The organism is Vibrio sp. 10N.261.51.F12 (genome assembly GCF_041471725.1).
Taxonomy (GTDB): Bacteria; Pseudomonadota; Gammaproteobacteria; order Enterobacterales; family Vibrionaceae; genus Vibrio.
This window is the reverse complement of record NZ_JBFROV010000004.1, coordinates 1-19,344: the sequence shown is the minus strand read 5'-3', so window position 1 is coordinate 19,344 and position 19,344 is coordinate 1. Positions and strand designations below refer to the sequence as shown.

Genomic DNA, 19,344 nt, shown 5'->3' with positions numbered 1-19,344 from the left:
TTTTTACATTAAGGTTTTGTGCTTCGATATAGCCTCTCTCGATTAACTCTCTTTTGCGAGGTTTGTTGAGGCATCACTGTCTTTTTTACGTTCTTTCATAAAGGCGTTGTAGGCGTAATTGACCGCAAAGATACCGATTGTCGTCATGATGACGATCATTGTAATGTTACCTACAATTTCATCCGCTGGCGCGACCACACCAAGCGGTGAGAAAATAGCGTAGGTTGCGACCATAACCCCTAACACCGTTATAGATGCAATAGGAAGATGTTTCCAGTTCTCAATGTTTACTGGTGCTTCATCGCCTGTATTATTAACATAATTGATCGGATTCAGGTAAGTCATAACGCCAGTTACTACAAGGCCACAAACAAAATAGATGGCCGTTTTGTGTAAGAAGTGAAGATCCCAACCTGTGTAACCAAACTTGAAGAATAAGTAAAGTGCACCATAGGTTGCCATACCTGCTAGTACGGATTTTGAAGAAGCTTTTTTCGACATCATACCAACTAAAATCATGAGCAGCATAGGCACGGTGAACAATGCATTAAACTCTTGCATGAACATATACAGACCTTGAGGTGCATTTTTGATGTATGGGGCGCAAATGGCAGCAAAAATGGCAAGGCCGGTACCAAACCATTTACCAGCTTTGATACATTGATCATTGTTAATTTTGCCTTGTTTATACGGCTTGTAGATATTAACTGCAAAAATAGTTGAACATGAGTTAATGGTAGAGTTAAAGGTTGAAATAATGGCGCCAAACAATACTGCTCCAAAGAAACCAATAAATGCATCGGGTAATACTCGACTTACAAGCAGTGGATAAGCTTCGTCAGGACGAATACCTTCGTTACCATAAAGGTGGTAAGCAATAATCCCTGGGACAATTAAAATAACTACACTGATAATCTTAATCAGACCCGCAAACAGTACGCCTTTTTGGCCTTCTGCGACATTTTTTGCACCTAACGCTCGTTGGATAATGACTTGGTTGGTACAAGCCCAATAGATGTTGATCAATACCATACCGGTAAAGATGGCGCCAAAAGGAACGTTAACTTTCGGCGAGGTGACGGCATTGAGCATCTGTTGATTGTTGGTTACCAATTCATAGACACCATCCCCAACATCCCCCGCTCCTAATGTTTGCAAACCAAGTATTAATACAAAAATACTGCCTACGAAGAACCCAATGCCATTGACCGTATCCGAGACAACAACGGCCTTTAATCCTCCGAATATGGCATAAATACCGCCAATTACAGTAATAAAAACAATAGAAAGGGTCAGTGCAGCAGAGTCGGAAATGTTAAATAGAGTCGCCACAGAAAATATTTTACTTAAACCCAGAGCGCCTGCGTAGACAACCGTTGGTAGGGCTATCGCGGCCATATTAACCAAAATACACCAAGCGATAACATTACGTGCCATAGAACCGAAGCGAGCTTCTATATAGTCAGGAATAGTGGTAATACCTTTCTTAATAAAGTACGGCAAAAAAACAACCGCCATCATTACAAAAGCCATCGCTGAAGTCACCGCCCAACCCATGTTGGACAACCCCACAGAATAGCCTTGCCCATTCAATCCTATCAGTTGCTCGGCAGACCAGTTGGTTAGCAGTATCGAAAAGCCGATAGATAACCCCGATAGGCTACGCCCACCGAGAAAATAGCCATCACTGGACTTTAGGTCCTCTTTTCTAGTTGCATTGTAAGAGATAATGGCCACCAAAGAGGTGAAACCTATAAATGAGAGTAACGTCCATACATTCATGTTTTTTTTCCTTATTTACTCAAATGCAATCGCAGGACCAAATTCTGCTAAACCCACGAGGATATAAGGGTTAACACATTGATCGTTTGTGCTTGCCGCAAACTCCCACATTTTTTTGTACAGTTTTTTGCGAGTGCCGATGAGATCGTGTTGTTCTATCAGGTTATTAAGTTCGTTAGGGTCTTGTTTTAGGTTGTAGAGTTCGTCTGTATCGAGTGCGTTGTAAACCAATTTCCAGTCGTCATTAAATACAGCACGTTGAATGCCATACACTTCATTTCCATTGGTTTGGGTATAGAGATAATCTTTTTTATTAGTTGTATCTAGGTCGTAAAGGTATTGAGTCAAGCTACTGCCAACAATAGTTTGACTGAATTCGGTATTCGCTAGCTCAAGAATGGTAGGAGCAAAGTCAGCTAACGACACTAGGTGGTCTACGGTTCGACCGGGATTTACTATGCCATTCTTCCAATAAGCGACGGCAGGGATGTGGTAAGCCCCTCTAAATGCAGGTAACCCCTTGCACCACAAACCATGTTCACCGTTGTAATCCCCATGATCGCTAGTAAATAGGATTAAGGTATCGTCAAAACGATTGTGCCGCTTTAGCTCATCGAGTACTAAACCAAAGAGGTGATCTTCGTAAGTACAGAAAGCCATATAGTGTTTTATCGATGCCTTTTTCTCTTCAATGCTTAGTTGATCAAACAGCGCCTTGACCTTTCGGTTATAAACCGGTTTATCCAACATGTTATCGAAGTGAATATCACTTAATTCAACCTCGTAATCGGCATACATATTCAGGAAATGCTGGGGCACAAAGTAAGGGTCGTGTGGGCCTAAAGTGCCGATATACATCAACCACGGGTCATCGCTACTCCTGAGTTGTTGTAATTTTTTGAGGGCAGACTCAACAACACCTCGATCATTAAACGGATTTTCATCAATGCCATAATGTACATAATCAGGGTAACCATACCTCAAGATTTGTCCTGGCTGTCGTGGTGTATGTTCTTGTTGCGAGAGCGTCTTGTACATCTCCCAGCCTGGCATCATTGCGGCCGACGTGGGATCGTTTTTTGAAGCCTTGTTGCTGGTGACCAACAGTTCTTCGAAATGATGATCTTCTGGTCCAGTTTCATAACAAACGTGCCATTTTCCGGCAAAATAGTTGTGATAATTTTTTTGGCTTAACAGACTGCTAAACAGGCTTGAATGGGGATTAATTTCCTTTGAGAGGCTATTTTGCACACAGACATTATTCCAAATGCCATGTTGTGTTGGGTATTGCCCTGTAAAAAAGGTTGCTCGTGAAGGGCAACAATGGGGAGACGGACAATGGGTATTACTAAAGTGAACGCCTTTATCCATTAAAGAGCGTAAGTTAGGCATGATGATGTCTGTGTTAGTAAGGCTATCACCACGCTGTTGATCTGTCATAAAGACAAGGATATTTGGTTGTTTAGTCATAGGGCATCCTTCATTTTCTGTTTCTAGAATAGACTTCTAGAGACTGAAAATTGTGATGCTAATACCGGTTACGGGCAGAAGGTTATAAGGGATAAGCAAATAGTGAACGCGCCCCTGATTCTTTATAAATTTAAGTTTTTAGTGCCATAAAAATAAGTTATGGCATTAAAAACTTAAATTTGAGGGTGTTAGAATTCTGCTATTAGGGCGTGCTGTTCTTTGCTGTCAGTGGTTATTAAAATGTCTTTATCGTTTGATTGTATCGCTTAATCAACGGTCCTTAGATTGTTTAGAAACAAAACCTAACAATGCGCAAATACTAGTACTTAGCCAATAAGTTAGAATACGCCACTTTACGAGGCATATCACACTTTAGGCGGTAGCGTACGATGACCCAGTGGACACTCACCACAAACCCTCTCGCACGGATTGTTAACAAACAAGCGATTTTGACGATCTGTGAAACGGGCATAAAAACGATCAGGGGTAAAGAAACTCATTTTTTCAAATGGGAACAATTGGATAGCGCTCCAGTCGTCAAAGTCTCACTGGCTGGTGGGTGCCTGAGTTTTCGTGTTAATGGTGAACAACACCGCTTTTCTATGTTGAGCTATCTTCTTACGTTAAAGCACGCATATCGGTTTTTTCCGTATTGGGCTAACCGCAATGCTGAACGTTTAAAAGACTTTCTAAAGTCGGTTAATCATCAATGCCATTCGCGCTTTATCCGTGATTCTGTTGTGCGAAACATCAAACAATGTGTTGATGATGAATTCAAGCGCTGGAAAGGTTGGGATAAGGCCTCTGGACTTTCGAACTTAGCGCAGGAAACGGCGGAGCAACTTAGCAGTATAAATAATTGGACTCAATCTGATATAGATAGAATCCGTCATGAATACACTGTTCGTCAATTGGAAGCGTTCGAAACGTTCTTTGATAATGTCGAGTCTAATCCGCTTACTGAAAAGCAAAGGATTGCTTGCGTAACCGATAATGATAACAACCTACTTCTAGCGGGCGCCGGCACTGGAAAAACCAGTGTTATGGTTGGTAAAACAGGCTACTTGATTAACAGTGGGCAGGCCACGTCAAATGATATATTGATGCTTGCCTATGGCCGTATCGCTGCACAGGAAATGGATGAGAGGATAAAAGAAAAGTTAGGATTCGATGATGTAAAAGCAAGTACGTTTCATAGCCTTGGTGTCAAAATTATCGCCCAAGTAGAGGGCAAAGCACCAAGTTTATCTCCCCTAGAAGGCGATGTACGAGCAAAAGTAAAATGGATGAATGACGCCATTTCGTCTCTTATGCAGGATGCACGATACAAGAAAGCGCTACTCGACTATTTTAGTGCTTATTATTTTGTCGATAAAGACCCATTCAAGTTCAAAACACAAGGCGAGTACTTAAAGTACCTCAACGATAATGATATCCGCACTCTTAAAGGGGAACAGGTAAAAAGTTTTGGTGAAATGGTGATTGCCAATTGGCTATATAGAAAAGGCATCAATTACCAGTATGAAGCCAAGTATCGAATTGACGTCTCTACGGAGCAGTATCGACAATATGAGCCAGATTTCTACCTGCCTGATTACGATATCTATATTGAATATTACGGCACTGATAAAAACGGAAATCCTCCGCCTTATATCGACAAACAGAGATATCAACAAGGGATAGAGTGGAAGCGGGAAACGCATGCTAAGTATGGAACGGGTTATGTGGAGCTCTATTACCATCAACATCGTAACCAAACCATTTTAGGTATTTTGGAGAGTGAACTTATAGCTCGTGAGGTAAACACAACCCCACTGCCTGATAATACTCTGCTCGACAATTTAGAACAGACAGGTCAGGTCACTGAGCTTGCACGGTTGCTAGGTTCAATGGTTGATATGTATAAAGCCGCATGTCTTGATGGGGAAGGGGTTAAGCAAATAATTAACAGCGCTATTGACCCCAAGCAAACGGAAAAAGCACTAGAGCTGTTGATGCCGTTGCAACAACGCTACCAAGATTACCTGCTTGAGCAAAGCGTCATCGATTTCAATGATATGATTTCCAAAGCATTGTCGTATGTTGAAACGGGTCAATTTCAATCGCCGTGGAAATATTTACTTGTTGATGAATTCCAAGATATTTCGGAACCAAGGGCAAGGCTAGTTAAAGCGCTACGCGATAATAAAGAGGATTCTTCTCTGTTTTGTGTTGGTGATGACTGGCAAGCCATCTACCGCTTTAGTGGTGCAGATGTTCGCTTAACGACAGACTTTGAACAGTACTTTGGTGCAACGTCTCAAACAACCCTAGACATGACGTTTAGGTTTAATAATTCCATCGGAGATGTTGCTACTCAGTTTGTGACAAAAAATCCAGTTCAGCTAAAAAAGAATATTAAGTCTCTTGTACAAGTTGATGGCCCTGCCGTGAGTATCATCCGACAAGGCGCTGAAGAGGAGGGAATGACCTCATTAGATAAGGCATTAACTTCAATTGCGAATCGAGTACTTGAGTCGAATAAGCTAGCCAAAAATAAAGTCTATTTATTGGCAAGGTATTGGTACAAGTTACCGGATGCTAACTACTTACAGTGGCTCAGAGGGCGTTACCCAATGCTCGACATAGAGAACCAGTCCTTTCATGCATCAAAAGGCAAGGAAGCCGAGTATGTTGTTGTTATGGGGTTGACAACAGGTAAGCATGGGTTTCCGTCAGAAAAACAGATTCCCCCGTTGATTGACGCTTTGTTGCCTCAAGGCGACAGTTTTGAACATGATGAAGAGCGCCGATTGTTTTATGTCGCCTTAACTCGTGCGAAACACAACGCTTACTTACTCGTTGATATGACTGATGCCAGTGAGTTCGTAACGGAATTACTCAAAGAAAAGTACCCGGTTAATATTGATGAGTTTGATGTGTCCTTAATGCAACAGGAGGCGGATCAAACCGTTTGTCATTCTTGCAAGGTAGGCATTCTCAAGCCTAGGGTGGGGAATTACGGCAAGTTTATGTCTTGTACGCTATATCCTCGTTGTAAGCATAAAGAAACACCTTGTGACAAGTGTGAAAGCCCTATGACCCGCAAAAGCAAAGAAGGTTATCAGGCTTGTATTAATTCTAGTTGCGAACACGAGCGTCCAGTGTGTTTGAACTGTGGTAGTGAAATGAAATTGAGGCGCGGCAAATATGGTGCATTCTGGGGATGTTCGACTTATCGCCGAAATGTAGAGAATAACTGTTCCTACAAGATTAAAGCCGCTTAGGTCGCTAAAGCTAATCTGCTACACAGGATGTAAAAACAACAAAGGGCTAGCAGTTATTAACTTGCTAGCCCTTTAATATGGCGCTCCCGACAGGATTCGAACCTGTGACCTGCCCCTTAGGAGGGACGAAAATACCAAATATTGTGAAGTCATAAAAAGTTAAAGTCTTTTGAAACAATGAGATATTACAGCCTCTTATATCGTAAGAAGTCATGAGAAATTAACTATGTGGGCATTTTGTGGACACTGAAAGTGGATTCAATCTAACGGCGTCCTGCAAATAATCCGGAGCTAAATGCGCATATTCCATGGTTTGTTGAATATCAGAATGACCTAATATCTTTTGAAGCGTTAAGATATTGCCACCGTTCATAATGAAGTGGCTGGCAAAGCTATGCCTCAGAATATGAACTTTTTGCCCCCTCGGTAAATCGAAGCCCAAAGTCTTTATTTTTCGTCTTAGCTTTTGCTGCCAGTCGTAGCTAAAAAGGTTATTGCCGCCATTTTGGGGATAGATACGCTCGTATAGCTCTTGGCTAATAGGGACAGTTCTTGATTTATCTGTTTTGGTTTCGGTAAATCGAATTCTGTAAGGCGATAGGTTTATCGCCTTTAATGTAATCATTTCTCGCCAACGGCAACCAGTTGAAAGGCAAATATCGACAGCATTTAAAATTTCTTCATCGTCTTTGATTGCGTCCCTCAAAATATCAATCTGATCATTAGTGAGGTAGGTCATTTCAGGGCGCTTTTCTACAGGTCGTTTTATTCCCTTCAAAGGATTTTCAAGGTTAAAGTCACCTGTGGCGATAAGCTCGGTAAAGACGTTGCTTAAACAGTTGGTAGACCGTCTTATCGTGCTCGGTTTTTGGTTCATATCCGATGCGCGCATTAGTTGCCAATCAGTGATTAACTTTGCATTGATTTTATCGACGGTTGGATCGCCAAGTTCGGCACAAATGTTTTTTACATTGTTGTGGTATGCGTTTGCGGTTCGTTTGAATTGACCCGCTTTTGTCCACCATATAGAAATCAACTCAGATAAGAGCCTTTTATCTTTAGGGGAGCCTAACCATTCTTTTTGGTTTGCAGTAGCTAGAATGTGCTTTTCATAAGCCAACGCCTCTGACTTTTTATCGAATTTCTTTCGATAGCGTTTGCCTGTCCTACCTGCGGGGCGGACGTCAACAAGCCATTTGTCGTTGTCTTTTTTAATGGTCATAGAGTACGCATTACCAAAGCTGCACGCCCGATGATTTTAAGACGATTTAAGTCTTCACCAAACATAGAGAATGTCTCGTAATCTGGGTTGTCAGAAATGATCTCATAGCCTTGCTTGAGGATATTCCACTTTAATCGTTTAACGTAAACCATTTCATCGACACGAATAATGTAAATACCATCTTTAACCGGTTCGGTTAGTTCTCTTGTATCAACTAAGATTCGATCATTATCACTTATGGTCGGTAACATACTAGAACCGGAACAAAATACCACAGCGGTGTGCTCTGGCTGTAAACCCAAATCTCGAATTAAGTGTGATGATACCGTGAACCGACCAATTTGGTGTTCACCACTAATCAGCTTACCCGCACCTGCGGCTGCAGCAACATCGAACTCAGGAATGTGAACTGAGTCAAAATTCTCTTCAATTTGGAAAATTTCTGCCGAATTATGCTCAGACATCGCTCCGTACTTGGCTTTGAGTTCCAATACAACATCTTCATGGAAGCTAGAGAGGTGATACTCCATAGCTCGCCCATTTCCAGACGCTTTTCTACTTAACCATTTGTTTCTTCTGGCTTTTTGCCCTATTCCAGTAAGCGAATTTGGCATTCCCTCCAACCCTAATAGCTCAGAGCTTAGATACCATTCCTTCATAATGAACCTTAATAAAACATTGACAGGTAAACTCGTTGCGTATCTAATGAACCGTAATCAAACAATGTAAACCATTAAATAAATCATCAACAAGGATGTATAGACCATGATAGACCATAATGAAGTATCAGGAAATGAAGCTGTTAAACAATATGCGCCTTTTGTGACCCCAGAAAAGTACGCAGAGCTTGCAGGTTACACAATCGATGCCGTTAAGTGCCAAGTCCAAACAGGTAAGTTACCAGTCATTCGACGTGAAGGCGGGCGCAGAGGTCGAACCCTGATTAACATGAAAGCCCTTGAAGAATATGCGAACGAACAAGCCCGTGAATATACGGATTGGAAAGCAGCGATTTAGTTAGGGGGATTTATGAAAGGAAATACACCAGCACCAGTACACGCAATCAATATTGATTTCTCACATTCGAGTGAAGCAAGAGAACTGATGAACATTGTTCGTACTCGCTTGAACTGGTTATCGCCATGCTCACCAGAGTTTAAGTTTCTACACCCGATTTACGATCAGCTTGTTGCCGATGCTGAATTGTTAGAAAGCTTGGAGGGTTAATGATGCAAGTCTCTGACCCCATCCACAAACCATGCCCCGATATGGCGGGTATGGTTAACCCCGACCCAAAGAAACGTGAACGCTCCATCTACTTACTTGCTAAGTTGCGCGAGAAACACGGTATTGGTAGTTCAAAGCCGAAAAAGTCGCGCCCTTTGCAATACGTTTGTACCGATTCTGAATGCATGGGTTAACGGAATGACAGAAGCAGTCAATCAAACAGAAGCGTTGGAGGCGGCAGACGTATTACGCCTTTCAGCGTTTACCCGCCGATTCTTTCCGCGCTTGCCTCAAATGGTGAAAAACGATGTGAAGCGTAAAGTCGCACAGCGTATGACTCGTAGTAACCCGACTACTCAAAACCTTATTCGTGCTGCAGAAGATGCGGTTAAGTTTGGTTTGAAGCGAGCGAGTTTTATTGAAGATAAATTTTCGTTTGTGGATAGCCGATACAAGGCCAATGCTGAACCATTAAGCCATGACATATTGATGCGTGATGATGCCATTGAAAAGCTCGCAAAAAATTATGCCGATACGTGCTCAACGATGCTAAGTGATGAAAGCCTACCGGAGATTTTTAATAGCTATCTTGAAGCGCTCAAGCATGTTTATGACCGTCAATCCTTCACCTTGCAAGAAATCCATATCAACCCACCTAAGATAAATTTCAGGAAGGAACAGGATAAGCCTGACGAACTGGAATGCGATCTCGAAATAGCCGCGCTCAAGATGCAATCCGAAGAATGGATAGTGCGCCGACTTTTGCATTTGCGATCGCAATACATCGAATATGTACAAATTGCCCTAGAACGTGTTGGTGAAGGTAAACACCAAACGCCGGTGATTAGTGCCATGTCTTTTTCAAACTGGAAGCAAAAGCAACGCGAAGCGAAACAGTACATAGAGGCCATGTCAGTAATGAATACGGAAACGGGGGAAGCATTCGATTTAGAGGAAGTGATCAAAAGGACTACGGCAAACCCAGAGAATCGACGCATTGAAATGATGGTGCGTTCTCGCGGCTTTGAAGAATTTGCATTGGATTTAGGATTCACCGCTTTGTTCGTCACTTGGACATTGCCGAGTAAGTATCACCGAGTGTCGAGAAAGTGGAATGGCGCCTCGGTGAAAGAAGGGCATCAAGCGCTCATGCAAAAGTGGGCGGTCGCTCGTGCTCTTATTGCTAAAGAGAATATTGAGTATTTTGGTTTCCGTGTGGCTGAACCTCATAAAGATTCAACGAGCCATTCTCACTATTTTTTGTTTTGCTCACCGAAGGACAAAACCACGATCACCAATATTCTAAAAGGGTGCGCGATAGGGGAAGACCGGAGCGAGTTAGGCAAAGACATTTCACCACGCTTTGATGTGAAAGAAGCTGATCCAAAAAAAGGCGGGGCAACGGCCTACATTGCTAAGTACGTTTCAAAAAACATTAACGGCAAGCATATGCCCGACACTGAATCGGAAGAATATGCGTACCGCGCTCGCGCTTGGGCATCGACTCACCGTATCAGGCAGTTTCAACAATTTGGTGGTCAGCCTGTTTCACTGTGGCGCAATCTTCGCAGGGCAACCGCAGAGCAAACCAAGATAGACCCAAAACTGGAAGAATTAAGACAAGCGGCGGATTCATCAAAGTGGTCGCTGTTTTGTCAGCTCGCCAACGGTGCGCGAGTGGAATACGAATCGAAGCAAAATCAATATGGGGAAACCAACAAGAAAATCATTGGCTTTTCTTGGTTTGGGACTCTCATTAAAACCGCAAGCGAGTGCTATAGCCTCGTTCGTAAAAAAGACGTGAAGCGTCTTCAAAAGGCACGGAGTGCCGTACCTTGGAGCACTGAAAATAACTGTAACCCTCCAATAATTAAAGCGCTTATGGACGCGACCGGATGGAGCATGAAGGGGGTGCAATGTCTTCTCAAACCATTATCAAAAGGGGGAACGGTCACCATTGACCAATACTGCAAAATCAGGCTTAAACATGGCCGATTAAACGCTTACTAAGCATTTGGCCTATCGTAGGCCAAATACTCTTAACCCATTGTCAACGTTGAGAAACAGGGGCTATTTATGAAAAGAACACAGCAGGCATGCCATGCAGACTTGAAAGCGCTCGATGTAGCGGAAAACTTAGAGATTCAGGTCACCAAATCGATTGAGAAAATCAAGGGGATGGACGTATCCAAACTCACCACTTTATTGCCCCGTTTGCTTATGGGTGGCGGTAACCCGTTAGAGGCGATAGGGCTAGATCCGAAACTGTTTGAACAAGTGGAAAAACTCACCAAGTTAAACCGTGTGGCGCGAGCGCGATGCCGTGCTTATGTGATGGATGAGAAATCGTCACTATGCGAAGTGGTGGAAGATGCGGAGGTATCAAGCGATGAGCAAAGTGCCTAATCCTGTTCGTGGTTACGTGACTTGTCCGGTTTGTTCTTCTGGCTCTACGGTGCATATCGTAGGGGAGGGGAAGTTAATTACCCACGGTGAACCTCCCAAGAACACGCGCAATGCGGGGCTGAAATATTATCGTTGTCCGGAGTGTGGCAATAGCCCTATGTCTAAAAGCGTTCATTCGTATATCGAGCAGCACTCTAGTGATGTGCCGATTGAAGTTGAAACCGTATCGCAACCGTTGCCAGTACCGTCCGATAAGACTTCGGATGAAACAGAGGTAACCGAAAGTAGTGCGTTACTCACCGAATCTAATGAACCGCCTCAACCCTTAATTGAAACCGAATCAAATGCATTACCTGAACAAAGCGATGAACCAACGAAACCCGACAATAGCGACTTAGTAACGGCTAAACCGAAATCGATGGTGTTTAAAGTAGGTGTGTCGATTGCTGCTTTAGCGTTGGTGTTAGTGGTGATGAACCTAGTGCAAAAACGTTCGAGCGTTGAACAAGGGGGTGAGGATGAGTAGCCATTTAGAAACCGCCCCTGATTTTGACGATTACAATGTGGATGAATGGGCAGGGCTTGAAAGTGATACCAAGACGATTGAGCAACAGGAACGCGAAGAACTCACCGAAGCGTTTAGCTCAGATAAGTCCGAATCCGAAGATGGAGAGAAACCGAAGTTTACTTTTACCCAAGCGCACAGCGATATGTTTTGCCAGGTATGCATTTTTGGGATCGAGCGATTGGTTTCCATACTGACTCAAGCCAAATTTGAGTTTGATAAAGAAAGCAAAACGTTAGTGACTCAAGCGGCCTATCCAGTATTGAAAAAACAAAGTGATAGTTTGCTTGGAGAACAACCGGAAGAAAGCGCGCTATTTCTGGCTGTGATCATGATGGTCGGTGTGTCGTGGATGCAATTCCAATCTCAACAAAAACTCATGCAAGCAGGGGGGAAACATGGCGATAAAAAAGAAACCACAACGCTTTCCAAATCCGATTAACTCAAACCCCTCACATGATGCTGAACATGCCATTTACTTAGCAGGAACCGGAGGCGGTAAAACCTCGGCAGTGAAATACATCGGTCTTGTTCCTAAGGGGGCGCATGCCCTGTTTTTTGACCCGTACCGAAATTACGCAGGGGCAAAATTTCAGGGGCAAACCTGCCACGGTTTTTCCACTCGTTCGGAATTTATCCGCGCCGCTTTTAATGCTCGTAAAAAGGGTGCCTCGTTTAAGGTCGCCTATGTGCCTAAAGGTGGTGCGAGCATGGAAGAACTCGAGTTTTTTAGTTCGGTGGCTTGGGCGTTGGGGAATGGACGGGCGCCTAAACTGCATGTGGTGATTGAAGAACTTGCCAGTTGCGCGGAAACCTCGGGCAAACTTAAAGGTAAAACGGGCGAGCTGCTTCGCGGTGGCCGTCAGTATGGGTTAGTGATTCATACCGTTTTTCAACGTGGGCAAGAAGTGCCTAAAACCGTGACCGACCAATCTGCCGTTTGGTGGGTAGGTTCGGTTAACTCGGTGAACGATGCTAATTGGGTAGCGGATCGCAAAGGGATTAATGTTGATGAGATCACCGCGCTGAAATCAGCGAAGGTAAACAAGGCGCGGTTGGGGAAACCGATTGCTGAATACTTGCTTGTTCGAGATGGGGTAGGGAATATGGCTAAAGGGGCGTTTGATTGTGCTAGTGGAAAATATAAAAAATGCCCTCCTGCTTAATTATTGAATGCCTCATAACAATGTACTCTTCCCTTGAATGGTAATTGTATCGATCGCTGCTTCGGCAGCGTTTCGAAGGAGTGATAATTTATAACTGTCGGTACAGCTAGTTTCAACGTGACCTTGATAAGTATAGTAATCCATTAGTGCTTTATGAGATTCTTTGTCTAGCAACAATGCTCCGGTATGAGCCAATTTCTGTAAGTTAATTAGGGCTTCGTTAAACGATGATTTAAGAACATTTACTGTATTTTTGTCATGGTCGATGCTGTCTAATTTAATATCCAGAATAATATCTGAGTATGTGACTATTATGCTTAAATTAGTTAGCACGTCAGTATAACAAGTTAGCCGACTGTCCCACCATTTTTCTGATTTATATCGTTTAAGCGTCAAGTGAACAGAAATATAGGAGGTCACAACCGCCACGATAAGGGATATTATTAACGTAATAACCTCAGGTATATATTCCATAAAAAATTCATTTGTCAAAGTGGGTTACTAGATTGTCAAGGGTTTCATCTTGGTGGATATTAACGGGTAATTCAATACTGGCTATCTAGTTATGTGATAGCCAGTACATAAGTAAAGGTCATTGGTTATTAATTTCAACCTATAGGTTCCCCACCAAACCTATAGGTTCCCCCCTCTTTCCTTCCTTCCCTTTTTCCCTTTAGCTATGCCCTGCAAATAACTTTTCTAACGTTGTGAAACAGGGGAAACCATGCAAGCAAAACACAAAACCATGTTGTTCACGGTCGTGGCCGTTCTGGTCGCACTAGCGATGATCAACAATGTGAGCGCACTTAACCCGCTCAAAGAACAAATCAATGGTAAATCAGGGTGGTTTTAAACTATGGAACTACTCACGACACCATTTAACCCACGTCCTCGTGATTTAGACCCTGTTGAGGGTGTGAATTGGGGCAACCAAGCCACACTGCGCCTTGTCAGTGGTCCTACTTATCAGTCTATTGAGTTAGTTACTGATATTGCTGATCCTGCCGATATTGAGCGTGTGCGTATTACCTTGAACGGTAAAGAGGTGTACAACCTCACCGGACAAGACCTTGTTGACCTTCAGGAACACCGCAAGCAATACCAATCGTCCGGTCGTTATGTCATTCCATTTGCTGATCTTAAACTTCGCACAAAAGCGGGTGTTCGTACGGGTGAGCTAGTGACACTGAACGGTGAGATTTGGTTTGTTTACATTCAGCTCGCCCCTAAAGCGGGTGGCGTCAATCCACCAAGTATCCGTGCTCGTGCTCATTCAACGGCGGCGCAATCAACACGTATCTACTTGCCTCGTATCTATTCACTGACGTGGTTTGCGAGTGCGACAGGTCGAACGCCGTTTGATTTTTCAGAGCGTTCCCCTGCCTTATCGCTAAAGCGTATTCACTTTAAAGACAGTTCTATTGACCGTGTTCGCGTACTGCGTGATGACGTGGAAGAAATGAACGTCAATAAAGTCGATAACGCCTTTGACCTTGCCCTTTCTGAGCTTGAACAAAATGAAGACTGGTTTTCTTTGGACTTCGTTCGTACCGGCTTTGGTGTTGAGGGGCGCTTGCCAACTAACGCCTATAAACAATTGCAGTTTGAGATCGAGAAATCAGCGGCGGGCAGCATTCCGGTATTGATTGAAGCGATCGAGCAAGTGGGCGTGATTTCTCAACCGAAATAAGGGGGTGACTCATGGCATACCCTGACGAATATCTTTCGACAGGCGCGGCCACCTCGACCAGTTCGGGGTGGTGGGACAGCTTAGTGGAAAGTACGGGCGAGATTGTAGGTGGTGCGGTCGATGTGGTCGGCGGCTTTGGTGGTGATTGGCTTGGCATCAAAATGGATGACGAGTTAGACCGTGCTAAAACGTCCAACCCTGACGAAAACCGATCCAACAATAATGACTATCAGCAACCCAATGGCGCCCCTGTGCAAACAGGTGGGCAAGGTGTGCAGTGGCAAACGCTCATGATTGTGGCGTTGATCATGGTGGTCGTATTAGGTGGGGCTTATGTCGCCGTGAAAGGAGGCAAGTAGTGCCTTTTCTCTATTTAGGCGTGGCGGGGGTGGTGTTTGCCAGTGGTTATTTTTCCGCTCAAGGCGTGAATAAAACCGCTTGGCAAATCATCGCCATTCTTGCGCTGATTATCTGGTTTAAGAAGGGTTGATATGTTTGGAGCAATGACCAGTTTAACGGGCGGTGGTGGTTTAACGGGTGGCAGTGCTGGCCCCTCTACCGCAAAAAGTAGTAACCAATCAGGGCAATCCATTGGCGGCATCAACATGGGCGGCGGGGTAAACCCGTGGCTGATTGTGGGTGTGGCGTTGATAGCGGTATTTGCGCTCAAGGTGCTGAAATGATCTCAATTGTCACCGAATCATCGAGCGCGATTGAACGGCTCAAACCTGCCTTTCGTGCCTGCCCTAATGACTTTGACGTGATGAAACACGAAATCAAAGGCGGTCGTGTCAGCGTGTATGAATTGTCCGGTGAAGATTATCGGTTAACGGTGGCAGGGGAAGTAATGGGCAATGCCTATTTCATTTGGGCGGTATCAGGCAATGGTGCGGTGGATGCCACGCGAGAGCTTGCCGAATACGTCAAACGTTCTGGCTTGAGTGCTATTTCAACCCGCACCTATTTTCCATTGGTCGCCCGGCTATTAAAGCGTCTTGGTGATGTGAAAGTTAGCCAACACGGTGACCACGAATTTTTACGTTGGGAGGTGTAGCGCATGGGCGGCAGTTCCAGTTCAAGCAATAGCACCAGTACAAAGAACACCAGTAGCCAAAATGCTATTAGCGGTGACAACTTAGGCGTGGCGCTGAGTGGTATTGAAGGCTCAACCATTAACGCCACGGTCACCGATCACGGCAGCGTTGCCAAGTCATTTGAATTTGCGGGCGATGCGCTTGATGAGTCCTTTGAGTTTGCAGGGAACACGGTAAGCGAATCACTCGACTTTGGTAAGCAGTCACTCGAATTAGTCGACAGAAACACCGAGAACTCATTGAAGTTCGCAGCGGGAGCGCTTGAAGAATACAGCGCATCAAACAGCGAACACTTACAAATGATGGCAGGGCTTGCGGGTAATCAGGCATCGCAAAACAGCGAGAACCTAAACAAGTTAACCGAGCTTGCCAAGTTCAAACAAGACAACGGACAAAGTGAATTGAACCAACAACAACTGATCCTAATGGGCATCATTGTGTTAGTGCTTGGCTTTGTCTTAGTGAAGGCGATGCGCAAATGATTGTAGAACTTATTAAAGGGCAACCTATCCCCGTCACCTTGGAATCAACGTGGCTATTTGTGGAATCCATTAGCGGCAAACTCACCGTTGAAATGGATGAAACAGGCGAGCGCGTGACCTTGCTTAATCGTTCTGTTTTTCGATACGGCAAAAAATTGGGGCGCGTTCTGCTCAGTGGTGAAGGTCGATTAAGCCTAGAGCATGGTGTGGGCGATTTCACGGCGCCTATCGAAGGTCAAAAGCTCGATATTCAAACCATGCCGAAAATGCAGATTGATGATGATCAGCAAATCGAAGTGAGCGCGTTACCTGCCGTTGAAATTGCGCAGGGGCAACAGGTCACCATTAACTCAATGCCAAAGATGCAGATTGAAAATAATCAGTCGCTTGGTGTGGACTCGTTACCCCCTGTAGAAATTAAAGCAGGGCAAAGCCTCGCAGTGAGCACCTTGCCGAAAGTGGTGCTTGAGGTTAGTGGCAACCTAAATGCTCATATCGGTGACGTCCCGCTTTCTATTCCCGCCAATACCATGCGTAAAGGTGTGTGGATAAAAGCGAAATCCACCAATACAGGGCTGATTGATTTGATGGGCTTTGAATTGGCCGCAGGTGAGCAAATCCGTTTAGACAGCACGGCATTAATTGAACTAACAGGAACGGCGCCGGATGCCGTTCAAGTCTTGGAGTATTAACCATGTCCAAACTTCCAGAGCTGCCAACGGGGAGCAGTCGCAACAAAATTGAATTTCTCTATGGCCTATTGAGTCAATTTGGTGGCTCTGCGCCACCGGATTTGACGGCGGCAGTCAGCCTTAAATCGGTTTACCCGTTCTCGATACCTTATCCAATTGAGTACCGCTTAGGCCGTGATTATCAAGATGACGCGAGTGGCTATAACCAACGCCTCTACGAACATGACGATGACGGCTTGTATTTTAATTTGTTTACGGCGTTTGAAGATATGCAGCAATACGTATCCTCTGAATGGTGGAACGTGATGGGCTTTGAGATCTCATTGCATGTGAGCAAATCTATCGGCTTGTCGGGTGACGCATTAGCCGCTGTACAAAGTTGCGCGGACAGTGGCGGCAATCTCGTTGTTGATTATGAATTGCAGCTAAGTGGTCAATATCAACAAAACGCAACGTTGGCGCAGGTGCCAGCCGTCATAAATGAGGGTGGTCTTTCAATTGTCGGGAGCGTCCATTTCAACCACTTTGTTGAGCGAGCGCTTTATTCCGATACAGCACAAAGCGATTTTAATTTAGTGCTGCGTACCACTGTTTTAGGGCAGGGGAATAGTGTTGATTTGGGCGCGGCAAGCGGTACCACGGTCTATCAAAACGATGTGGACATATCCATCAACAAAGTTTGGGTAGCCGTAAAGTTTGACGAGCCAGAGTAACCCATTATGCGAGCGTTAATCATCATTGTGCTAATCGGTGCGCTAATGTGGGGCGCGCCGCAAGGAGTAAAGATCGTGAAATCACAACTCAATCGCGGGATACGTAATAACAACCCGCTCAACATTCGTATTAGTAACAGCGCATGGACAGGCAAAGTTACGCCAAGCCAGGATAAAGCGTTCGAAACGTTTTCTGATTCTAAATACGGCTTTCGAGCAGCGGCCAAACTCATTCGTAATTACCAATCACTGTATGGGTTAAACACCATCAACGAAATCATTGCTCGTTGGGCGCCAAGCCATGAAAACGACACGCGCAATTACTCGCAGTTCGTGGCAGGGCAATTGAACCTCTCACCCAATGCCGCGCTTAACTTATCAGATAGTAATCTGTTAGCGCGTTTGGTTCATGCTATGTCGATTATGGAAGTAGGGCGCTATTACTCGTTGTCGGATGCGCAGCAAGGGGTAGCACTGGTATGACGCAAAAAGAAATGATTCAACGACTCGCGGTGGGCATTTTCACCGCTTTAATCAGCGCGTATATCTGGAAGCGCATCAACGGCTAGAGTAGGAATAACCCAAATGAAAATAGACTTGAATCAACCCTCAACAAAAAAGGGGTTAGCGTTAATTGGTGCAGGTGTTGCCCTCGCTACTGGTCACCCTGAGTTATTGACGGCAAGCGTTACGCCTGACGGTGTGCAAATGGGTGGCGTGATAGGCGTATTAGCGCCATTACTGCTTGGTTTTTGGGAAGCAATACGGGATGAATTTAATGGCTGAGTATCAAGCGGTGATTATTGCCGCTGTCAGTGCGCTATCTAGCGGTGTTGGGGTAGGGATAGCGCTTAAAACGGATGTGAAGTGGTTGCGGTTGATGATGGAAAAGATGGATGAGCGCCTGACAAAACTGGAAAATCAAAATTCAAGCCAGTAGGTTTATTGATTAAATAAGATTGTTTTGATGTATTAAATTATGAACGATAGTCTACTCAGAGTATTGTTTATTAAGTCAGAGATAGTGCAGAATTTGCCCCCCACTTACTTTTCAGCGATGGTGGGGGATACTGTTAGGTATAAATAGCGCTAGGATTAAAGTTTAGTCCAGCAGCGTGAAACTCTTTAAGTAAGCTTGTTTGCCAGTCAAGCTCAGCGCCGATATAAACAACACCTTGAATATCATTCTGAATTTCCACACCTTGCTTAATAATCGCAGCCACTTTGTCCCTACCTAATTGAGCAATGAAGTATCCATGTTCAAATACTACATTTTGACGTGCTCGACCACTTAGCTCTGGCGCATTTTTGTGTTTACCTAAGTCACATGGTGTATAAAGGACGATAGCAAAGTCAACAGCTCTATATTTCTCTATCTTTTCTATGATAGTGCTGCTTCCACTTGCTTGGTCCATGAGTACAATAGGTGTCATGCCGACTTTACGCACAAAATTTTCTACCTCTAATCGAAGTACATCATCATGACCATGGACGATAAAGACTTTCTGCATCATTGTTGGAGTAATTTGCTGAGTGGGTTGTCCCCAGTCTTGAGTTGCTGATTTTTGC

Annotated in this window: 27 protein-coding genes; 21 read left to right on the top strand and 6 right to left on the bottom strand. The window is 44.3% G+C overall.

The genetic code is table 11. The annotated features are described in order from the left end of the window. Positions 1-42 precede the first annotated feature (42 nt). Both AB4405_RS01945 and AB4405_RS01940 read right to left on the bottom strand, forming a co-directional pair. Positions 43-1,782, bottom strand: a complete 1,740-nt coding sequence (locus AB4405_RS01945; protein ID WP_372059402.1) for a solute:sodium symporter family transporter — start codon at positions 1,780-1,782, stop codon at positions 43-45. A 15-nt stretch (positions 1,783-1,797) separates the two neighbouring features. Beyond that, positions 1,798-3,252 carry a sulfatase-like hydrolase/transferase gene (locus AB4405_RS01940; protein WP_372059401.1) on the bottom strand — a complete coding sequence of 485 codons (1,455 nt, stop codon included), beginning with the start codon at positions 3,250-3,252 and terminating at the stop codon, positions 1,798-1,800. A gap of 389 nt (positions 3,253-3,641) precedes the next feature. Between AB4405_RS01940 and AB4405_RS01935 the strand changes: the two genes are divergently transcribed. After that, positions 3,642-6,518 carry a UvrD-helicase domain-containing protein gene (locus AB4405_RS01935; RefSeq protein WP_372059400.1) on the top strand — a complete coding sequence of 959 codons (2,877 nt, stop codon included), beginning with the start codon at positions 3,642-3,644 and terminating at the stop codon, positions 6,516-6,518. 220 nt (positions 6,519-6,738) lie between these two features. Here the strand turns inward: AB4405_RS01935 and AB4405_RS01930 are convergent, their stop codons facing one another. Together AB4405_RS01930 and AB4405_RS01925 are read right to left on the bottom strand one after the other, a co-directional pair. Beyond that, a complete protein-coding gene (locus AB4405_RS01930) occupies positions 6,739-7,740 on the bottom strand; it encodes a tyrosine-type recombinase/integrase (RefSeq protein WP_372059399.1) in 1,002 nt (333 codons plus the stop codon). After that, positions 7,737-8,399 (bottom strand): helix-turn-helix transcriptional regulator, encoded by a 663-nt coding sequence (locus tag AB4405_RS01925; protein WP_372059398.1) that lies wholly within the window; start codon positions 8,397-8,399, stop codon positions 7,737-7,739. The genes AB4405_RS01930 and AB4405_RS01925 overlap by 4 nt, the downstream gene beginning before the upstream one ends. Positions 8,400-8,505: 106 nt before the next feature. Here AB4405_RS01925 and AB4405_RS01920 point away from each other — a divergent pair, with 106 nt between their 5' ends. The 8 genes from AB4405_RS01920 (at position 8,506) to AB4405_RS01885 (ending at position 13,104) form a co-directional block, all read left to right on the top strand. Then, positions 8,506-8,757 carry a hypothetical protein gene (locus AB4405_RS01920; RefSeq protein ID WP_372059397.1) on the top strand — a complete coding sequence of 84 codons (252 nt, stop codon included), beginning with the start codon at positions 8,506-8,508 and terminating at the stop codon, positions 8,755-8,757. Between the two features lie 12 nt (positions 8,758-8,769). Beyond that, a complete protein-coding gene (locus tag AB4405_RS01915; protein ID WP_372059396.1) occupies positions 8,770-8,967 on the top strand; it encodes a hypothetical protein in 198 nt (65 codons plus the stop codon). After that, entirely contained in the window at positions 8,967-9,161 is a 195-nt protein-coding gene (locus AB4405_RS01910) for a hypothetical protein (protein ID WP_372059395.1), read from the top strand. The genes AB4405_RS01915 and AB4405_RS01910 overlap by 1 nt, the downstream gene beginning before the upstream one ends. A 4-nt stretch (positions 9,162-9,165) precedes the next feature. Continuing rightward, positions 9,166-10,977 carry a replication endonuclease gene (locus AB4405_RS01905; protein WP_372059394.1) on the top strand — a complete coding sequence of 604 codons (1,812 nt, stop codon included), beginning with the start codon at positions 9,166-9,168 and terminating at the stop codon, positions 10,975-10,977. Between the two features lie 66 nt (positions 10,978-11,043). After that, complete coding sequence (locus tag AB4405_RS01900; protein ID WP_250619352.1) at positions 11,044-11,373, top strand: hypothetical protein; 330 nt, start codon at positions 11,044-11,046, stop codon at positions 11,371-11,373. Beyond that, a complete protein-coding gene (locus tag AB4405_RS01895) occupies positions 11,357-11,899 on the top strand; it encodes a hypothetical protein (RefSeq protein WP_372059393.1) in 543 nt (180 codons plus the stop codon). The genes AB4405_RS01900 and AB4405_RS01895 overlap by 17 nt, the downstream gene beginning before the upstream one ends. Then, positions 11,892-12,380, top strand: a complete 489-nt coding sequence (locus AB4405_RS01890; RefSeq protein ID WP_372059392.1) for a hypothetical protein — start codon at positions 11,892-11,894, stop codon at positions 12,378-12,380. Before AB4405_RS01895 ends, AB4405_RS01890 begins: the two co-directional genes overlap by 8 nt. Further along, positions 12,337-13,104: a hypothetical protein gene (locus AB4405_RS01885; RefSeq protein ID WP_372059391.1), complete on the top strand. Its 768-nt coding sequence runs from the start codon at positions 12,337-12,339 to the stop codon at positions 13,102-13,104. Before AB4405_RS01890 ends, AB4405_RS01885 begins: the two co-directional genes overlap by 44 nt. 12 nt (positions 13,105-13,116) lie before the next feature. On the opposite strand, the gene AB4405_RS01880 is transcribed toward AB4405_RS01885, so the two are convergent. Next, complete coding sequence (locus AB4405_RS01880) at positions 13,117-13,578, bottom strand: hypothetical protein (RefSeq protein ID WP_372059390.1); 462 nt, start codon at positions 13,576-13,578, stop codon at positions 13,117-13,119. A gap of 250 nt (positions 13,579-13,828) precedes the next feature. Between AB4405_RS01880 and AB4405_RS01875 the strand changes: the two genes are divergently transcribed. The 12 genes from AB4405_RS01875 to AB4405_RS01820 all read left to right on the top strand — a co-directional run bounded on the left by AB4405_RS01875 (position 13,829) and on the right by AB4405_RS01820 (position 18,715). Continuing rightward, positions 13,829-13,957, top strand: coding sequence for a hypothetical protein (locus AB4405_RS01875; RefSeq protein ID WP_277869429.1), 129 nt, complete (start codon positions 13,829-13,831; stop codon positions 13,955-13,957). Positions 13,958-13,960: 3 nt separating this feature from the next. Then, positions 13,961-14,794 (top strand): major capsid protein P2, encoded by an 834-nt coding sequence (locus tag AB4405_RS01870; protein ID WP_102471278.1) that lies wholly within the window; start codon positions 13,961-13,963, stop codon positions 14,792-14,794. An 11-nt stretch (positions 14,795-14,805) separates the two neighbouring features. Then, positions 14,806-15,153, top strand: a complete 348-nt coding sequence (locus AB4405_RS01865; protein ID WP_372059388.1) for a hypothetical protein — start codon at positions 14,806-14,808, stop codon at positions 15,151-15,153. After that, positions 15,153-15,284, top strand: coding sequence for a hypothetical protein (locus AB4405_RS01860; protein ID WP_277869430.1), 132 nt, complete (start codon positions 15,153-15,155; stop codon positions 15,282-15,284). The genes AB4405_RS01865 and AB4405_RS01860 overlap by 1 nt, the downstream gene beginning before the upstream one ends. Position 15,285: 1 nt before the next feature. Continuing rightward, on the top strand, positions 15,286-15,477 hold the full coding sequence (locus AB4405_RS01855) for a hypothetical protein (protein WP_102471276.1): 192 nt from the start codon (positions 15,286-15,288) through the stop codon (positions 15,475-15,477). After that, entirely contained in the window at positions 15,474-15,848 is a 375-nt protein-coding gene (locus AB4405_RS01850) for a DNAase (protein ID WP_372059387.1), read from the top strand. The genes AB4405_RS01855 and AB4405_RS01850 overlap by 4 nt, the downstream gene beginning before the upstream one ends. Positions 15,849-15,851: 3 nt before the next feature. Continuing rightward, positions 15,852-16,370: a chemotaxis protein gene (locus tag AB4405_RS01845; RefSeq protein ID WP_102471274.1), complete on the top strand. Its 519-nt coding sequence runs from the start codon at positions 15,852-15,854 to the stop codon at positions 16,368-16,370. Then, positions 16,367-17,062, top strand: coding sequence for a hypothetical protein (locus tag AB4405_RS01840; protein ID WP_372059386.1), 696 nt, complete (start codon positions 16,367-16,369; stop codon positions 17,060-17,062). The genes AB4405_RS01845 and AB4405_RS01840 overlap by 4 nt, the downstream gene beginning before the upstream one ends. Positions 17,063-17,064: 2 nt before the next feature. Next, positions 17,065-17,775, top strand: a complete 711-nt coding sequence (locus tag AB4405_RS01835; protein ID WP_372059385.1) for a hypothetical protein — start codon at positions 17,065-17,067, stop codon at positions 17,773-17,775. A 3-nt stretch (positions 17,776-17,778) separates the two neighbouring features. Further along, a complete protein-coding gene (locus AB4405_RS01830; protein WP_372059495.1) occupies positions 17,779-18,258 on the top strand; it encodes a structural protein in 480 nt (159 codons plus the stop codon). 102 nt (positions 18,259-18,360) lie between these two features. Further along, positions 18,361-18,561 carry a hypothetical protein gene (locus AB4405_RS01825; RefSeq protein ID WP_372059384.1) on the top strand — a complete coding sequence of 67 codons (201 nt, stop codon included), beginning with the start codon at positions 18,361-18,363 and terminating at the stop codon, positions 18,559-18,561. Then, positions 18,554-18,715, top strand: a complete 162-nt coding sequence (locus AB4405_RS01820) for a hypothetical protein (protein ID WP_372059383.1) — start codon at positions 18,554-18,556, stop codon at positions 18,713-18,715. The genes AB4405_RS01825 and AB4405_RS01820 overlap by 8 nt, the downstream gene beginning before the upstream one ends. A 133-nt stretch (positions 18,716-18,848) precedes the next feature. Here AB4405_RS01820 and AB4405_RS01815 read toward each other — a convergent pair. Then, the coding region (locus tag AB4405_RS01815) for a TIR domain-containing protein (RefSeq protein ID WP_372059382.1) at positions 18,849-19,344 on the bottom strand (496 nt) is incomplete at its 5' end.

Bases quoted from the DNA above. Each gene is read 5' to 3' on its own strand.
- AB4405_RS01945 (WP_372059402.1), bottom strand. From the start codon at position 1,782: ATGAATGTATGGACGTTACTCTCATTTATAGGTTTCACCTCTTTGGTG.
- AB4405_RS01930 (WP_372059399.1), bottom strand. From the start codon at position 7,740: ATGACCATTAAAAAAGACAACGACAAATGGCTTGTTGACGTCCGCCCC.
- AB4405_RS01885 (WP_372059391.1), top strand. From the start codon at position 12,337: ATGGCGATAAAAAAGAAACCACAACGCTTTCCAAATCCGATTAACTCA.
- AB4405_RS01910 (WP_372059395.1), top strand. From the start codon at position 8,967: ATGATGCAAGTCTCTGACCCCATCCACAAACCATGCCCCGATATGGCG.
- AB4405_RS01865 (WP_372059388.1), top strand. From the start codon at position 14,806: ATGGCATACCCTGACGAATATCTTTCGACAGGCGCGGCCACCTCGACC.
- AB4405_RS01820 (WP_372059383.1), top strand. From the start codon at position 18,554: ATGGCTGAGTATCAAGCGGTGATTATTGCCGCTGTCAGTGCGCTATCT.
- AB4405_RS01915 (WP_372059396.1), top strand. From the start codon at position 8,770: ATGAAAGGAAATACACCAGCACCAGTACACGCAATCAATATTGATTTC.
- AB4405_RS01890 (WP_372059392.1), top strand. From the start codon at position 11,892: ATGAGTAGCCATTTAGAAACCGCCCCTGATTTTGACGATTACAATGTG.
- AB4405_RS01880 (WP_372059390.1), bottom strand. From the start codon at position 13,578: ATGGAATATATACCTGAGGTTATTACGTTAATAATATCCCTTATCGTG.
- AB4405_RS01895 (WP_372059393.1), top strand. From the start codon at position 11,357: ATGAGCAAAGTGCCTAATCCTGTTCGTGGTTACGTGACTTGTCCGGTT.
- AB4405_RS01870 (WP_102471278.1), top strand. From the start codon at position 13,961: ATGGAACTACTCACGACACCATTTAACCCACGTCCTCGTGATTTAGAC.
- AB4405_RS01850 (WP_372059387.1), top strand. From the start codon at position 15,474: ATGATCTCAATTGTCACCGAATCATCGAGCGCGATTGAACGGCTCAAA.
- AB4405_RS01875 (WP_277869429.1), top strand. From the start codon at position 13,829: ATGCAAGCAAAACACAAAACCATGTTGTTCACGGTCGTGGCCGTTCTG.
- AB4405_RS01935 (WP_372059400.1), top strand. From the start codon at position 3,642: ATGACCCAGTGGACACTCACCACAAACCCTCTCGCACGGATTGTTAAC.
- AB4405_RS01940 (WP_372059401.1), bottom strand. From the start codon at position 3,252: ATGACTAAACAACCAAATATCCTTGTCTTTATGACAGATCAACAGCGT.
- AB4405_RS01840 (WP_372059386.1), top strand. From the start codon at position 16,367: ATGATTGTAGAACTTATTAAAGGGCAACCTATCCCCGTCACCTTGGAA.
- AB4405_RS01855 (WP_102471276.1), top strand. From the start codon at position 15,286: ATGTTTGGAGCAATGACCAGTTTAACGGGCGGTGGTGGTTTAACGGGT.
- AB4405_RS01905 (WP_372059394.1), top strand. From the start codon at position 9,166: ATGACAGAAGCAGTCAATCAAACAGAAGCGTTGGAGGCGGCAGACGTA.
- AB4405_RS01825 (WP_372059384.1), top strand. From the start codon at position 18,361: ATGAAAATAGACTTGAATCAACCCTCAACAAAAAAGGGGTTAGCGTTA.
- AB4405_RS01835 (WP_372059385.1), top strand. From the start codon at position 17,065: ATGTCCAAACTTCCAGAGCTGCCAACGGGGAGCAGTCGCAACAAAATT.
- AB4405_RS01925 (WP_372059398.1), bottom strand. From the start codon at position 8,399: ATGAAGGAATGGTATCTAAGCTCTGAGCTATTAGGGTTGGAGGGAATG.
- AB4405_RS01920 (WP_372059397.1), top strand. From the start codon at position 8,506: ATGATAGACCATAATGAAGTATCAGGAAATGAAGCTGTTAAACAATAT.
- AB4405_RS01900 (WP_250619352.1), top strand. From the start codon at position 11,044: ATGAAAAGAACACAGCAGGCATGCCATGCAGACTTGAAAGCGCTCGAT.
- AB4405_RS01845 (WP_102471274.1), top strand. From the start codon at position 15,852: ATGGGCGGCAGTTCCAGTTCAAGCAATAGCACCAGTACAAAGAACACC.